Genomic DNA, 14,580 nt, shown 5'->3' with positions numbered 1-14,580 from the left:
CAGCATTCTGGTATAACACAGCCTACCCTTAAATATGTAATGAGCAAAAATGAGCCAATCACCATTATTTACGATTGAGTAAGAATGGGTTATAATGAAAATTATTTTTATTTAGCAGCTCGAAATAAAATGAAATAAATGGTTATACAAATACTTTTTTTAGAAAGGCGATGGAATTTGAATAAACCGAGTGGAAAGAAACGAATACAGCTGGCATTACTTCTAGGATCACTTGGACTATTAGGACCTTTTACAATTGATACGTATTTGCCGTCCTTTCCAACGATTGTAAAAGATTATCACACCACTGCCTCATTGGTGCAAATTAGTTTAACTTCATGCTTATTAGGTCTTGGTTTGGGGCAATTGATCATTGGTCCCATGAGTGATGTGAAAGGCCGTCGAAAACCTTTGATCTTCTTTATCATCTTGTATCTACTTGCATCGCTGACATGTGCGATTGCACCAAATATCTATTTCCTTATTATATCCCGTCTAGTCCAGGGCTTTGCTGCAGCAGGTGGACTTGTGATTTCAAGAGCGATTGTCAGAGATCTTTTTAGTGGAAGGGAACTGACCAAGTTTTTTACGATGATGGTGTTAGTGGGGAACCTCGGACCAATCGTTGCACCCATTGCTGGTGGGGGAATTCTTGCTTTTACCAATTGGCATGGGGTTTTTGTTGCTTTGGCTTGTTTAGGTGCGGTGTTGCTTTTCACTGTTTCATTAAAATTAGAAGAAACTCTGCCAGTAGAAAATCGTGTTCCTAGCAATTTACCACAAATTCTGAAGAACTTTGGTTCATTATTCAGAGATCGAACATTCTTAGGATACGCACTAACTCAAGGTTTTACTACTGCTGGAATCTTTGCCTATGTATCTGGGATTCCGTTTGTCTATCAAAATATTTATGGAGTCACACCCCAACAATTTAGTTTTTTATTTGGAGTAAATGGATTAGCTCTAATTATTGGAAGTCAGTTGGTTGGCCGTTTGGCAGACATCATTCCGGAGCGGACTTTCTTAAAGATAGGGTTAGCGATTTCTAACTTAGCGGGTGCTTCATTATTAATCGCTCTGTATTTAAAAGCACCGCTTCTCGCTGTCGCCATTCCGATTTTCTTTTTTGTAGGATCTATCAGTATTATTGGAACTACGTGTTTTGCTTTAGCGATTGAAACGCAAGGCCATATTGCGGGTAGTGCCTCTGCCTTATTAGGAGTTTTACCTTTTGTCCTTGGTTCCATATCAGCTCCTCTTGTGGGAATAGCAGGGCCGAATACAGGCATTCCAATGGGTGTCATCATCTTCTGCGCTAGTTTTCTGGCATTCCTATCCTATTTTGGGTTAGTACGAAAAGGTGGGATACAGGCGGTAAAAACTACTAAAACATCTATTAAGTTATCTAAACAAAAATAATAATAAATCAAAAAACGCTAAACTCATTTTTATTTGAGTTTAGCGTTTTTTTGTATCAAGTTACTTATTGTTGTTTACCTAAAGCCAATTTTAATCCAAATCCAATTAAGATAAGTCCTGTTGTTTTATCCATAATCCTTTGCACTTTCGGAGACATAAGCCATTCGCGCAAATAGTTAATGAAAAAGACATATACAAAGAACCAAGTGATGGATAGGAATGTGTATATAACACCCATAATAATCAGTTGTTTTGTAACTGCAGCTCCCGGTTGAACAAATTGGGGTAAAAAGGTTAAGAAGAACATGGCACCTTGGGATTGAGTACATTTGAAAAGAGTCCTTGTTTAAAAGCAGATTTTTTCAAGTCAGAAGGGGGAAGGGTTGCATCACCAACAGCTTTCTTCTTTTTCCTAGAGATGAAAGAAGATAATCCGAGGTAGATCAAGTAAATGGCACCCGCATATTTCACAATTTCAAACGCAACGGCAGACTGCATTAATATAGCAGAAAGGCCAAAGGCAGCAGCAAAGGTATGTACCAAAGAGCCAGCTGTAATACCTAAAGCCATTTTATAACCATCTGTTCTTCCATCTGAAATTGTCCTCTTTGTTATAAGTGCTGTATCGATTCCTGGACTCATGATAACAAATAATGAAAGGATTAAAAACGTAAAGAAGTCATTCATTTTCTCCACTCCTTCCTGACTTGTAAAATACAAATTGGTAAAATATAATTTTATTAAGTTAAATATAATTTAACATATTTACGAATGGTTGTTAATTTTTATTTAATAAAATTTAATGATATTTAACAAGAGGAGCACAATGGAAAATATAGATATTGGTAAAAAAGTGGAGAAATACAGAAAAGCCAAAGGTTTGAGCAATAGAGAACTAGCCACGATAGCTGAAATAACACCATCCATGTTAAGTCAAATTGAAAGAGGGTTAGCCAATCCTTCCATTCAAACTCTAAAGGTTTTAGCTAAGGCGCTTGATGTTCCTACTTTTAGTTTTTTATTAGAAGAGGCAAATACAGCTGATTTAGTTGTAAGGTCAAATGAGCGAAAAAAAATGATTGTAGATGGACTTTCATATGAATTATTGTCACCTGATTTTTCAGGATCGCTGGCAACCGCAATTATGAATCTTCCTCCGAATTCAGTTTCATCTGAGAAACTTCTGGCACACAAGGGAGAAGAGGTTGCTTTTGTACTGGAAGGAAAACTAAAGGTGTATTTAGAGGATGAACAATACATATTAGAGCCTGGGGATAGTGTAAAGATACCCGCACATATGAAACATAAATGGGAAAATCATTTTAATGAAAAAGCATCAATCCTTTTTTCGGCCACTCCACCGGCTTTTTAAAATCCTTGTTGAACGTACAACAGGGGAAATTCACTAAAAAAACAGCTTTAAATCAAATAAAAATGACCAGCTAATTTGTTGGTCATTTTTTATTTTACTGTTTATTATGTTTTCGAAAGGTAACGGACCCGTTAAATCAATCCGCTTCTCTTATCAAAATTACAAACCTTTTACTGAATCACGAACTGGTGCTTGCAAGGGAACAGCAGGTGCTGTGGGTGCTGTAACTTGCACTAGGCTCTCTCCAATGGTAGTATAACCGGCTGAAGGACCTCGTTTTTTTTTACCAGCCCCCACACCAATTTGTAAAGCTCCAGTATTGGTCATTGTGCCGATTTTCAAAAAATTGATTTTAAATGCTTGTTCTACTTTATTCTCCATATCAATCACCCACCCATCATGATTATATGCTAAGAATGAAACTTACGTTACCTTTCTTAGATACGAATTAAATTCGTGCCATTTTTTTCTATTGGTGAATACACTTAAAATAACAGCATTTCACTGAACAGCGAGAGGTGGTGACAACATCATGTTTTCTGTGACAGGAATGCAGGGATTTGAGTTATTTTCTTCTGTTCATATCTGGACATTAGTGGCATTCTTTGTAGCCTGTGGTGTTTTAGTGTATTTCAGAAACAAACGTAAGATGTATCAGCAGATTATTAAATGGACACTGTTTCTTCTTTTACCAGCCTGTGAGATTTCCTCGCATCTATGGCTAATTTTAACCGATCAATGGGATGTGAGTGATCTTCCCTTACAGCTGTGTTCACTTAGTACCTTTTTAGCAATGTATTTATTTTTGAAAAAGAATCATAAAATGTTTTATTTGTTATATTTTTTCGGTACACTTCCTCCATTTTTAGCAATGGTTACACCAGAAATGGTCTACACATTCCCACATTTTCGCTATATCGAGTATTTCCTTCACCATTCCATTCTTCCGTTAGCCGCATTGTATTTTATCCTATATGAAGGTTACAGGGTTCCAAGGAAAGCTATCTTGTTTAGTTATGTAACCGCTAATATTATTGCCGTTCCCATATTTATCTTGAATAAGCTGATTGACACGAACTTTTTCTACCTGGCTGCTCCAACAGAATCAGAAACCATTCTCACATTATTTGGAACTGGGATTATGTATTATATAAATCTAGAGATTGCTGCACTGATTGTATTTGGGATTACCTATATACCAATGGAAATTTTAATAAGGGTAGAAAAGAAAAACAAAAAGGTGAAGGAAGCGGGTTAAGCTGACACATTCAATAAAAGGATGGAGACTATAAAACCCGAAATGAAAAGGCTCAGTTCACTATACTGAGCCTTTTCTTATATTTAGTTTTCACTTTCCTTTTTACAATATTTCGATAAACCCTTCTGTTCCATGCACTCGAATTCGTTGCCCGTCTTTTATCAGTTTAGTCGCATTTTCCACTCCAACAACCGCAGGTAGGCCATATTCACGTGCGATAACTGCTCCATGGGTCATCAGTCCGCCAACTTCGGTGACTAAGCCTTTAATGGATACAAACAATGGTGTCCAGCTAGGGTCAGTGAAGGGGGTGACTAATATATCTCCATCTTCTAGATCAGCATCTTCCATGTTTAAGATGACACGCGCGCGACCCTCTATCACTCCGGAAGAAACAGGAAGACCTATAATTGCTTCGGCTGGGAGATTTTCTCGTTTGTATTCACCTGCAATGATTTCACCATCGGACGTAATCACACGAGGGGGAGTTAGTTTTTCATATAATTTGTACTCGTCTTTTCGTTTGCTGATGATCTGATAATCTAGTTTATTTGTGCGTACGACTTCGCCAAGTTCTTCAAAAGTGAGATAATATATATCTTCTTTTTCATGAATAACGCACTCTTGTACGAGTTTTTCGGCTTCTTTCAGTAATGCCTGCTTATAAACAAAGTAGCGATTGATCATGCCGTATTTTGGATATTCCCTAAACCCGCTGAAATTCCGAATGATGCTAATCATTCGTTGTGTCTCTTTGGCTTTTTGTTTCCCATCCGGCAATTGCTTCAAGCGATTTAATAACTCTTGTTCTCTTTTCAAGGCTTCCTGCAGGCCTTCTTCAAATTTCCGGCGGCTGGCATTCGGCTCAAAGTTTTTGATATTAACAAGAATCACGGGGATTAGTGTAATTGGTTTCTCGCACCAACGGGTTCTCGTAATATCAATTTCTCCGGCACATCTCATTCCATATTTATCGAGAAAAGTGATTAGTGCATCTCGCACTTTTTCTCCACCTTCAAACTTCACGATTTTCTCCAAAAAGTTTTCATCTTTTACATCTTGTAAATAATCAATGACTTCTGGATAAGGACGAATCACATCTGCGACATCCATTAACGCTAGACCCATTTCTGAAGTAATATTGTTTGGTACCGATTGAGAAAGTGTGTCTGCTGCGTTTTTTTCACCTAACCACTCGTTCATTTTTTCATTGATCCATAATGAAGCATTCATCGCTACCCTAATGATAGCCGAACTTTGTGGGTTAAATAAAATCTTCTTTAATTCCTTAAGATCTTCTAAAATAAATTCAAAAACTTGTGAACCTGATTTCGTTTGAATGTTTTGTTTTAACTCTTCTACGGATGTTTGACTAGTCTTGATTAAATCCGTTACGATGGACGGATCATTATCGAATTGTGTCATCATATCTGGATTGTTTCTATTAGGACTTGGTGCTTGTTTATCGTCTGGCAACGTTTTTATAAAATCTCCTCGCTCGACTACGGTCATGAGAGCGTCTTTAATGAGCGGTTCGTGTTGCCCCATAACGGTTAATAGATTGTTTCGACTAACAGTTGAAGCGAGTTGTCCTGTGACATCAACAAACAACCTTCCACCAGCTTTACGCATTGGTGCAGGAGTTGTTAACAAGAAAAATGACAATCCCAATGGTTTCATGGGGTCTGTCATCATTTGTTGATGGCCGACAGATACATAGACATGGTTTTCATGATCATTCGCTTCAGGGATAGGGAAAAGAGTCGTGATAGGACGACTCTGTACAATATAAAATGTCTCGTCAACCAAACACCATTCGATATCTTGAGGGCAACCAAAATAGGCTTCAATCTGTCTTCCGATGTGTGCCAATTGTAAAATTTGTTCATCAGTAAGTGTTTGGGACTTTTGCTGATCAGGCTCGATCGGCACGGTCGCTGTTCCGCCTTCTTTTCGTGCATAGATAGCCAATTTTTTTGTGGCTATCATCTTATCGACAATTTTCTGTTCCTGTACTTTGTAACAATCGGCAGATACCAAGCCAGAGACCAGTGCTTCTCCAAGCCCAAAACTGGCATCGATTGATAGCAACTTTCGGTTAGAGGTAATCGGATCAGCGGTAAATAAAATCCCTGATGCTTGTGGAAAAACCATCCTTTGAACGATAACGGATATATTTACCTTGCGATGATCAAATCCGTTTTGCATGCGATAAATCACAGCACGATCCGTATATAAAGAAGCCCAACATTTTCTGATATGCTGCAAGATGGCTTCTTTTCCGATGATATTTAAATAGGTGTCTTGTTGACCAGCAAAAGAGGCATATGGTAAATCTTCAGCAGTTGCACTAGAACGCACAGCATAAGCATGTTCATCGCCATACTTGGAGAGATAGTCAGCAACTGATTTCACAACATCAGACGGAATTTCAGCTTCCATAATCATTTGCCGAATCTTCCTGCTGATTTCACCAATTTGATCACGATCCTCTACTTTCAACATGGTTAGTTGATTTAACAATGCTTGAAACGTTTCGTTGTGTTCGATGGCTTTTTGATATCCCGCAGTTGTAACGCAAAATCCTTCTGGTACGTGTATTCCTTGAATTTTTGATAATTTCCCTAAATTTAACCCTTTTCCGCCAACAAGCAAAAGCTGTGTTTTTTCTATTTCCTGAAAGCCGAGAGCCAATGAACCCATCCATATCCCTCCAACAAATCACATTAAAGTTCTATTGCATTTTAGCAGTAGTAAATGGGAATAAATAGTCTATTTTGACTGTTTTTTATATGTTATAATTAATATAGGAAGAGTACAAAAATCATCAACTGATGCCTCGGGGCCAAATTTGTTAACGAAAATCAATCATTGAAATTTTCAAAACCATTAATGAAAAAACCAGTTAAATAACGTATTAAACAGTGGGGAGCATTCGTTCCCCACTGTTTTGTATTTTGGTGAGTTTTTAGAAGCGTCATATATTTGTATGTTAAAAAATGTCTCAGTTTTCATCCTTTTATTAGATTCTTCATGGTACATAAATTTCAAGCAGATAAGTGGAAATAATAAATAGATATCTCCAAAATAGAAGTGTTTTTAGAAATATAGAGAGGAACTTTAGATGAATACAACATTAGAAATGCTGATCCATTTATTTGAACGGGCTGCCCTGCTTTTGATTTGCCTGTTCTTTATGATACGAATCCCGAGGTTTAAGGAATCGCTTCAAAAAGACCGCCATTCACCTACAGAGCGGGTTGTCATTACACTTGTGTTTTGTTTATTTGCCATATTTGGTACCTATTCAGGGATTAATGTGGAAGGGTCACTTGTGAATGTGAGGATTATCGCTGTTGTTTCGGGTGGGATCTTGTTTGGACCTTGGGTAGGAATCATTACCGGGATTGTTTCAGGAGTACACCGATATTTAATTGATATTGGTGGACCCACTTCAATCCCATGTCTCATTACGAGCATTTTAGCGGGGATTGTTTCAGGTTATATTAACCGAAGAGTGAAGAGGTCATTGCGCTGGATTTATGGAATAGCAGCCGGAATGTTATCTGAAATGTTGACTATGGTGCTGATTCTTGCGATGGCGAATCCATTTGAACTAGGTTTGGACATCGTCTCAAAAATCGCCTTCCCTATGATTGCAGGAGAGGTTAACATTGGGCTTATTGTATTGCTAGTGATGAGCGTTGAAGGTGAAAAGGAAATGATTGCTGCGAGACAGGCAAAGTTAGCCCTGGATATTGCCAATAAGACACTGCCTTACTTTCGGTCTATTAACACGGATTCCCTTAAGAAGATTTGTCGTATTATAAAAAATGATATAAAGGCCGACGCAGTTGCGATTACAGATACCCATAATGTGCTCGCTTATGTTGGCTTTGGAGAAGAACGATATGAAATCGGTCAGGAAATCATAAGTGATTTAACAAAAGAGGCGATTCACAGTGGGAAGTTCATAATTCGCAATCAAGTCGCGGATCACCATACTCCCCAAATTCACTCCCTTTTAATCGTTCCTTTTGAGGAACATGGAGAGGTGACAGGAACCCTTAAAATATATTATCGAAAAGCCTATAAAATGACCCATTCGCTGCAAACTATGGCCATCGGACTTTCACAAATCATTTCCACTCTTATGGAGGTATCGCGCATTGAGCAGATAAAAGAAGCTGCCAACAAGGCTGAACTGAAGGCACTCCAAACGAAGATTAATCCGCACTTTTTATTTAATGCACTCAATGCGATTGCTTCCACCACACGCAAAAATCCAGAAAAGGCGCGTGAATTGATTATCAATCTATCTGGCTATATGCGTTACAATTTAGAAGTTAGTGATGAATTGATTGATATTCATAAAGAATTAGAGCAAGTCCGTGATTATGTGCAGATAGAGAGGGCAAGGTTCGGCAGCAGATTAACGGTGGAATACGATATTGACGATGTGGATGTCCACATACCGAGCCTGCTCATCCAGCCTTTAGTGGAAAATGCCATTATCCATGGAATCTTAACGATAAAAGGCCCAGGAGTGGTAACCATTTCAGTTAAGGATTTGGGAAATAAAATAAGAATTAGTGTGAAGGATACGGGAGCTGGAATAAGTGAAGATGTCATTCAACAGTTGCTGCATGATGATGTACCGGCCAACAAAATCGGCTTGTATAATGTTCACCAGCGAGTGAAACTCATCTATGGGCATGGACTGGTCATCCACCGGCTGTCACCTGGAACAGAAGTTTTTTTTGATATGGTAAAGGAGAACCTATGAGAGCGATTATTGTGGAAGATGAAATACCAGCACGTGAAGAACTGGAGTATTTAGTTGAATCCTATAGCGAAATTAAAGTGACCCATTTCTTTGATGATGGCTTAGATGTTTTAAAATTTTTGCAGGAACATGAAACAGATGTGATCTTTTTGGATATTAATATTCCGTCTCTAAATGGCATGTTGTTAGCGAGTACCATAAGTAAATTTACAAAAAGGCCTTATATTGTCTTTACTACTGCCTACAAAGAGCATGCAGCACAAGCCTTTGAACTTGAAGCCTTTGATTACATCCTAAAGCCCTATGACGAGAAGAGGATTGCCGCAATGTTAAACCGGCTTGAATCTGCCTTTAAACGAGATCAAGCCGAAACAACTCTCCTAAACAGAAAACTTGAATCGCATCCGAAATCTCAAGGACAACAAAGAAAAATCTCAACGAAGACGACTAGTCGAATCAATTTGAAAAAGAACGATAAAATTATCGTCACAGATGTGAATGATATTTATTACGCGATAGCTAGTGAAAAAGTTACATTGGTGTATACCCAACAGGAGGAGTACACCATGCCGATGAGCATAACGGAATTTGATTCCCTTTTACCAGAGGATCTTTTCTTTCGTTGCCACCGTTCATATACGGTCAACTTGACCAAAATCCGTGAAATTGTCCCATGGTTTAATCAAACCTACCTGCTGCGTCTGAAGGACCAATCAGAGGAAATACCTGTAAGCAGAAGCAAAGTGAAAGCGTTTCGACAAATTATGCATCTTTAACAGCCATTCATTCCGAATAATAGGCATCTCGTTCTGAAAACGGTTTCTTCTTTTTTTTCGGTGCTATGATGATGATGTAAACAAGATCAAATAAGATTCTGATGTTAAACATTATCATTTTTTATAAGGAAGAAAAGAGGAGATCGCAATGAAATCAACTACAGATCGTCGATGGCTAATTGTGTTAGGAACTATAATTGTACAGATGGGATTAGGTACCATCTATACTTGGAGTCTTTTTAACCAGCCGTTAGTCGAACTCTTTCATTGGAAGTTAAATTCTGTTGCTATTATTTTTTCAATCACCAGCTTCGCATTGGCATTCTCTACATTGTTTGCCGGGAAGCTACAGGATAAATGGGGGCTTCGACGTTTAATTGGTTGTGCAGGTCTTGTGTTGGGGGCAGGATTAATTCTTAGTTCTCAGGTTTCGTCTTTGTGGATGCTTTATATTTTAGTTGGTGTGGTAGTTGGAGCAGCAGACGGTACTGCTTATATCACCTCCTTATCAAACTTAATTAAGTGGTTTCCTGAGAGAAAAGGACTTATTTCTGGAATTTCTGTTGGTGCGTACGGTACGGGAAGTTTGTTATTCAAATTCATTAACGGTTCACTTATCCAATCAGTTGGTGTGTCCCATGCCTTCTTTTACTGGGGATTAATCGTCATGATTATGGTTGTCGGTGGTTCATTCCTTGTAAGGGAAGCAAAAATAAGGCAGGAGTCGCAAGCCGTTGATGGTAGCAGCCAAAAAGATTTCACTGTTAAAGAAATGCTAAAAACAAAGCAAGCTTATCTATTATTTGTCATATTTTTCACAGCGTGCATGAGTGGTTTATTCTTGATAGGGATTGTTAAGGATATCGGTGTTAGATTGGTAGGACTTGATATTGAAACAGCAAGTAATGCTGTGGCATTAGTTGCCATCTTTAATACAAGCGGACGCATCATTCTCGGGGCATTATCAGATAAAGTGGGCCGTTTAAGGGTGGTATCAGGTGCACTTCTTGTAACCGCAGCAGCCGTGACAGTTCTAAGCTTTGTCCAACTTAATTATGTCTTGTTCTTTACCTGTGTAGCCGGGATTGCTTTCTGTTTTGGCGGAAATATTACTATCTTCCCAGCTATTGTAGCCGATTTCTTTGGCTTGAAAAATCAGAGCAAAAACTACGGAATCATTTATCAGGGCTTCGGAATTGGAGCCATTTCTGGATCATTTATTGCCTCTGCCTTAGGTGGTTTCATTCCTACCTTTAAGCTTATTGCCGTATTGAGCATTGTCTCATTACTCATCGCAATGACGATCAAAGCACCGGACTTTGGTAATAAGAAACCGAAGGAAAAAAGGAATCATGGGAAGGTTCGTAGCCTTTCACCTGAGACACGGGCAAGTTAATAGAGTGCTATAAAAAGGAGGCTGGCATGTTTTAACGGTTTCCAATACGTGGTGCAAAAAAGTAAATCACAATTAGTTTGAGGCGTGAATTCGTATACGAATTCACGCCTTTATTTGTTGTGATATTAAGGATTTTCCTATGATTTTTCTAGCAAATTAACATAGAAATTCTTTAAAGTGACAATACTTTTTGTTCATTGTAAATGCAATTGTGATTTAGTTTGCCAAAACCATGATTAGCTAACAAAATTGATTTTTTCGGAGGGGCTAGTCTAGTGCCTTTGAAGGATGAATAATTTGATGAACGGTAACTAGTCAGAGGGGCTAGTGCCTGTGGAGGGTGAAAGCCTCGTAGAACGGTAACTAGTCGAGGAGACTAGTGCCCGTGTACGAGAAAAAATTCGTAGAACGGTAACTAGCCGGAGGGACTAGTGCCCGTGGAAAGTGAAAAATCCGTTGAACGGTAACAAGTCGGGGGGACTAGTGCCCGTGTACGAGAAAAAATCCGTTGAACGGTAACAAGTCGGAGGGACTAGTGCCCGTGGAGAGTGAAACCTCCGTTGAATGGTAACAAGTCGGAGGGACTAGTGCCCGTGGAGAGTGAAAACTCCGTAGAACGGTAACAAGTCGGAGGGACTAGCTCCCGTGTACGAGAAAAAATTCGTTGAATGGTAACAAGTCGGAGGGACTAGTGCCCGTGGACGTAAAAAATCAGTTAGTTCTGGAAGTCTATTCCCTATTAGTAATTTGATATAATAGACATAAGAATTAAACGATAAACTTGGGGAAGGGAAAAATTATGCCATTAGAAATTGTTCGTAACGATATTACGAAGATGAAGGTAGATGCGATTGTGAATGCTGCGAATACATCGCTTCAAAAGGGTGGCGGTGTATGTGGGGCTATTTTTCGTGCGGCAGGTTCCAGTGAGCTGCAGGAGGCATGCAATCAAATCGGTAGCTGCAAGGTGGGAGAGGCTGTGATTACTGATGGATTTAAGCTGGATGCAAAATACATCATTCACACTCCAGGACCGATTTGGCAGGGTGGTACGAATCAAGAGTCATCCCTGTTACAGGAATCCTACTCTAACTCTTTGGAACTAGCAAAAAACTATCAATGTGAATCGATTGCCTTTCCGTTGATTTCAACTGGAATTTATGGCTATCCAAAGGAAGAGGCATTGCAAATTGCTATTTCCACCATTAGTTCCTTCCTATTACAGCATGATATGTTTGTTTACCTGGTTGTTTTTGACAAAAGTTCGTTTGGAATTAGCAAGAAATTATTTCAATCGATTGATGAATATATCGATGAGAATTATGTTGATGAAGCCAGTATCACTTTTAATCGAAATAGGCAAGAACCATATGTGTTAGAAGAATTGTTTGAGGATGAACCCCTTCAAAACGAGATATTTAAGGAAGCAGAGTATTCCTTAGTAAATATGTTGGATCAACTCGATGAGTCTTTTTCTGAAAGATTGTTACGATATATAGATGAAAAAGGCATGACGGATGTGGAGACGTATAAACGGGCCAATATTGACCGGAGATTATTTTCTAAAATCCGGAATGGCGTTGATTATACTCCAAAAAAGAAAACGGCCGTTGCGTTAGCCATTGCACTTGAATTGTGTTTTGAGGAAACGATGGAACTGCTGTCTGCTGCTGGTTTTACATTGTCACGAAGCAGTAAATTTGATGTCATTATCGAGTACTTTATCCAGCAGGCTAACTACAATATCTATGAAATCAATGAAGCGTTATTCGCTTTTGATCAACCGTTACTCGGTGCCTGAAATGTCGCTTTCGAAGCGACCTTTTTTTTTGGAAAAATTGTTATCCTTTTTATATCAACGAACGGAGGATGATAATTTATGAAAAAGAATGTAACTGAATTGGTGTTTATTTTAGATAAGAGTGGCTCTATGGCGGGACTTGAGGCGGATACCATTGGTGGTTATAATGCCATGCTTTCAAAGCAGAAGAAAGCGGAGGGGGAAGCCATTGTTACTACCGCATTATTCAATCAACATTACGACCTATTACACGATCGAATCAATGTAAAAGGCATATCTCCCATTACCGAAGAGGATTATGAAGTAGGGGGCACGACTGCTTTACTAGATGCCATTGGGTTTACGATTCAAAAAATTGTGAATGTCCAAAAGAAAACGAATGAAGAGGAACGAGCTGAAAAGGTCCTATTCGTGATTACAACGGATGGGATGGAAAATGCCAGCCATGAATTTACTGCTGATAAAATCAAAAAAATGGTTCAGCATCAAAAGGAGAAGTATGGCTGGGAGTTCTTGTTCCTTGGAGCTAATATTGATGCGGTGACAACGGCTGCTAGATTTGGAATCGAGGAGGAATTCGCCGTTGATTACCACGCGGACGAGGTTGGAACGCAATTAAATTACGAAGCAGTAAATGAAGCAGTAAGTAATATTCGCAGTGGGAAAAAGATTGAACGGAACTGGAAGGAAGGCATTGAGAGGGATTATAGTCGTCGTATGAGGAAAGAATAGTTTTAGATTTTAAGGAAGCATGAAGAGTGCTTCCTTATTTGCGTTTTTTAAAGCTCATTTCGTTAAAAGTTATTGCACTCTTTACTTAATTTTTTAATATAAATAGAACTTTTGACAAGGTTAATGAATTTAAGTTCAACTCGGTCTGGACCTGAGGCAACTTTTGACAAGTTCTATGATTTAGGGTTGGATGAAGGACAAAAAGAGATAGATTCAGATGAAAAATGTCTTTCATCGGGTGGATGAAGGACAAAAAGGGATAGATTGAGATGAAAAATGTCTTTCATCGGGAGAATGAAGGACAAAAAGAGATAGATTGAGATGAAAAATGTCTTTCAATCAGGGGCAACTCTGTGCAAACCTGGATCAACATCTGATAGGTTGGTTAATTCAAACGAAACTAGTCTGAGATTTGAGAAAAACACCCTCCAAAAAAAGAAAAGAAGGTGATTGCACCTTCAAAATAGTTTTAGTCAGTATGTTTTAAGTCCTCTGAATCGCAGTGGTTGAGAAGTTTTTAACCATTTTTTGCAGGTTTTTATGACCTTCTCTTAATCTTATTGTTTCTTCAATAATTTTTTGGAATCCTTCCAAATCCCTATCAGATGCATATAACAAAGATTTCGGTAGACCTTCGACGATTTGTTGCAGGGATAAATCCGTTGCCAAGGATCATGACCACCTTTCAACTTATTCGTTAGACGTCTGTTCCGCCTGCTTTACTATTTTTATAACGAGTAGGTTTTTTCCTGCAATCAAGTTATAAAACTTATCTACATGAATCTGCAAATTTTATTAGGAAAAGTAAATTTATTTCTTTTTCGGACAAAATAAGACGGTAAATCAAAAGCTGTTCTTACGATTTGTAGAAAATTATTTCTATTATAAGCTATCCCTTCTTCTATTATTCTCCTAAATAAAAGGTGGTAGGATGATTTTTTTCCCAACAAGGAAAGGAGTGGTTTAATAGAAAAATATGCCAAAAGAATCAATATTAATAGATTCTGAATTGTTAAACTATTAATAACATCATGGGTTGG

At 38.4% G+C, this 14,580-nt stretch carries 11 protein-coding genes and 1 pseudogene; 8 read left to right on the top strand and 4 right to left on the bottom strand.

The window, feature by feature from the left end; translation table 11 throughout:
* Positions 1–177: 177 nt before the first annotated feature.
* The gene (locus tag RCG25_RS13695) at positions 178–1,419 is read left to right on the top strand and encodes a Bcr/CflA family multidrug efflux MFS transporter (RefSeq protein ID WP_308079375.1); all 1,242 of its coding nucleotides are present in this window, start codon (positions 178–180) and stop codon (positions 1,417–1,419) included.
* Positions 1,420–1,483: 64 nt separating this feature from the next.
* On the opposite strand, the pseudogene RCG25_RS13690 reads toward RCG25_RS13695, so the two are convergent.
* Positions 1,484–2,106, bottom strand: a pseudogene (locus tag RCG25_RS13690) (LysE family translocator).
* A gap of 139 nt (positions 2,107–2,245) precedes the next feature.
* On the opposite strand from RCG25_RS13690, the gene RCG25_RS13685 reads away from it, so the two are divergent.
* Positions 2,246–2,791: a cupin domain-containing protein gene (locus tag RCG25_RS13685; protein WP_308079374.1), complete on the top strand. Its 546-nt coding sequence runs from the start codon at positions 2,246–2,248 to the stop codon at positions 2,789–2,791.
* Between the two features lie 159 nt (positions 2,792–2,950).
* Here RCG25_RS13685 and RCG25_RS13680 read toward each other — a convergent pair whose 3' ends face one another.
* The gene (locus RCG25_RS13680) at positions 2,951–3,172 is read right to left on the bottom strand and encodes a hypothetical protein (RefSeq protein ID WP_308079373.1); all 222 of its coding nucleotides are present in this window, start codon (positions 3,170–3,172) and stop codon (positions 2,951–2,953) included.
* Positions 3,173–3,323: 151 nt separating this feature from the next.
* On the opposite strand from RCG25_RS13680, the gene RCG25_RS13675 reads away from it, so the two are divergent.
* On the top strand, positions 3,324–4,049 hold the full coding sequence (locus RCG25_RS13675) for a YwaF family protein (protein ID WP_308079372.1): 726 nt from the start codon (positions 3,324–3,326) through the stop codon (positions 4,047–4,049).
* Positions 4,050–4,151: 102 nt separating this feature from the next.
* Here the strand turns inward: RCG25_RS13675 and ppsA are convergent, their stop codons facing one another.
* Entirely contained in the window at positions 4,152–6,752 is a 2,601-nt protein-coding gene (gene ppsA, locus RCG25_RS13670) for a phosphoenolpyruvate synthase (protein ID WP_308079371.1), read from the bottom strand.
* A gap of 421 nt (positions 6,753–7,173) precedes the next feature.
* Between ppsA and RCG25_RS13665 the strand changes: the two genes are divergently transcribed.
* The 5 genes from RCG25_RS13665 to RCG25_RS13645 all read left to right on the top strand — a co-directional run bounded on the left by RCG25_RS13665 (position 7,174) and on the right by RCG25_RS13645 (position 13,540).
* Entirely contained in the window at positions 7,174–8,835 is a 1,662-nt protein-coding gene (locus RCG25_RS13665) for a sensor histidine kinase (RefSeq protein WP_308079369.1), read from the top strand.
* Complete coding sequence (locus RCG25_RS13660) at positions 8,832–9,611, top strand: LytR/AlgR family response regulator transcription factor (protein ID WP_308079368.1); 780 nt, start codon at positions 8,832–8,834, stop codon at positions 9,609–9,611. Before RCG25_RS13665 ends, RCG25_RS13660 begins: the two co-directional genes overlap by 4 nt.
* A gap of 148 nt (positions 9,612–9,759) precedes the next feature.
* Positions 9,760–11,007, top strand: coding sequence for an L-lactate MFS transporter (locus RCG25_RS13655; RefSeq protein WP_308079367.1), 1,248 nt, complete (start codon positions 9,760–9,762; stop codon positions 11,005–11,007).
* A gap of 799 nt (positions 11,008–11,806) precedes the next feature.
* Positions 11,807–12,808 (top strand): macro domain-containing protein, encoded by a 1,002-nt coding sequence (locus RCG25_RS13650; RefSeq protein ID WP_308079366.1) that lies wholly within the window; start codon positions 11,807–11,809, stop codon positions 12,806–12,808.
* Between the two features lie 78 nt (positions 12,809–12,886).
* A complete protein-coding gene (locus RCG25_RS13645) occupies positions 12,887–13,540 on the top strand; it encodes a vWA domain-containing protein (RefSeq protein WP_308079365.1) in 654 nt (217 codons plus the stop codon).
* Positions 13,541–14,023: 483 nt separating this feature from the next.
* Here RCG25_RS13645 and RCG25_RS13640 read toward each other — a convergent pair whose 3' ends face one another.
* Positions 14,024–14,209, bottom strand: a complete 186-nt coding sequence (locus tag RCG25_RS13640; protein WP_308079364.1) for a hypothetical protein — start codon at positions 14,207–14,209, stop codon at positions 14,024–14,026.
* Positions 14,210–14,580 lie beyond the last annotated feature (371 nt).

Source organism: Neobacillus sp. PS2-9, assembly GCF_030915525.1.
In the GTDB taxonomy this organism is placed as follows: Bacteria; Bacillota; Bacilli; order Bacillales; family Cytobacillaceae; genus Neobacillus.
The sequence above is the reverse complement of the archived record's forward strand: the minus strand, read 5'-3'. Positions and strand labels throughout refer to the sequence as shown.

Excerpts from the sequence above, each read along its gene's own strand:
- ppsA (WP_308079371.1), bottom strand. The coding sequence starts at position 6,752 with ATGGGTTCATTGGCTCTCGGCTTTCAGGAAATAGAAAAAACACAGCTT.
- RCG25_RS13675 (WP_308079372.1), top strand. The coding sequence starts at position 3,324 with ATGTTTTCTGTGACAGGAATGCAGGGATTTGAGTTATTTTCTTCTGTT.
- RCG25_RS13680 (WP_308079373.1), bottom strand. The coding sequence starts at position 3,172 with ATGGAGAATAAAGTAGAACAAGCATTTAAAATCAATTTTTTGAAAATC.
- RCG25_RS13660 (WP_308079368.1), top strand. The coding sequence starts at position 8,832 with ATGAGAGCGATTATTGTGGAAGATGAAATACCAGCACGTGAAGAACTG.
- RCG25_RS13655 (WP_308079367.1), top strand. The coding sequence starts at position 9,760 with ATGAAATCAACTACAGATCGTCGATGGCTAATTGTGTTAGGAACTATA.
- RCG25_RS13685 (WP_308079374.1), top strand. The coding sequence starts at position 2,246 with ATGGAAAATATAGATATTGGTAAAAAAGTGGAGAAATACAGAAAAGCC.
- RCG25_RS13665 (WP_308079369.1), top strand. The coding sequence starts at position 7,174 with ATGAATACAACATTAGAAATGCTGATCCATTTATTTGAACGGGCTGCC.
- RCG25_RS13645 (WP_308079365.1), top strand. The coding sequence starts at position 12,887 with ATGAAAAAGAATGTAACTGAATTGGTGTTTATTTTAGATAAGAGTGGC.
- RCG25_RS13650 (WP_308079366.1), top strand. The coding sequence starts at position 11,807 with ATGCCATTAGAAATTGTTCGTAACGATATTACGAAGATGAAGGTAGAT.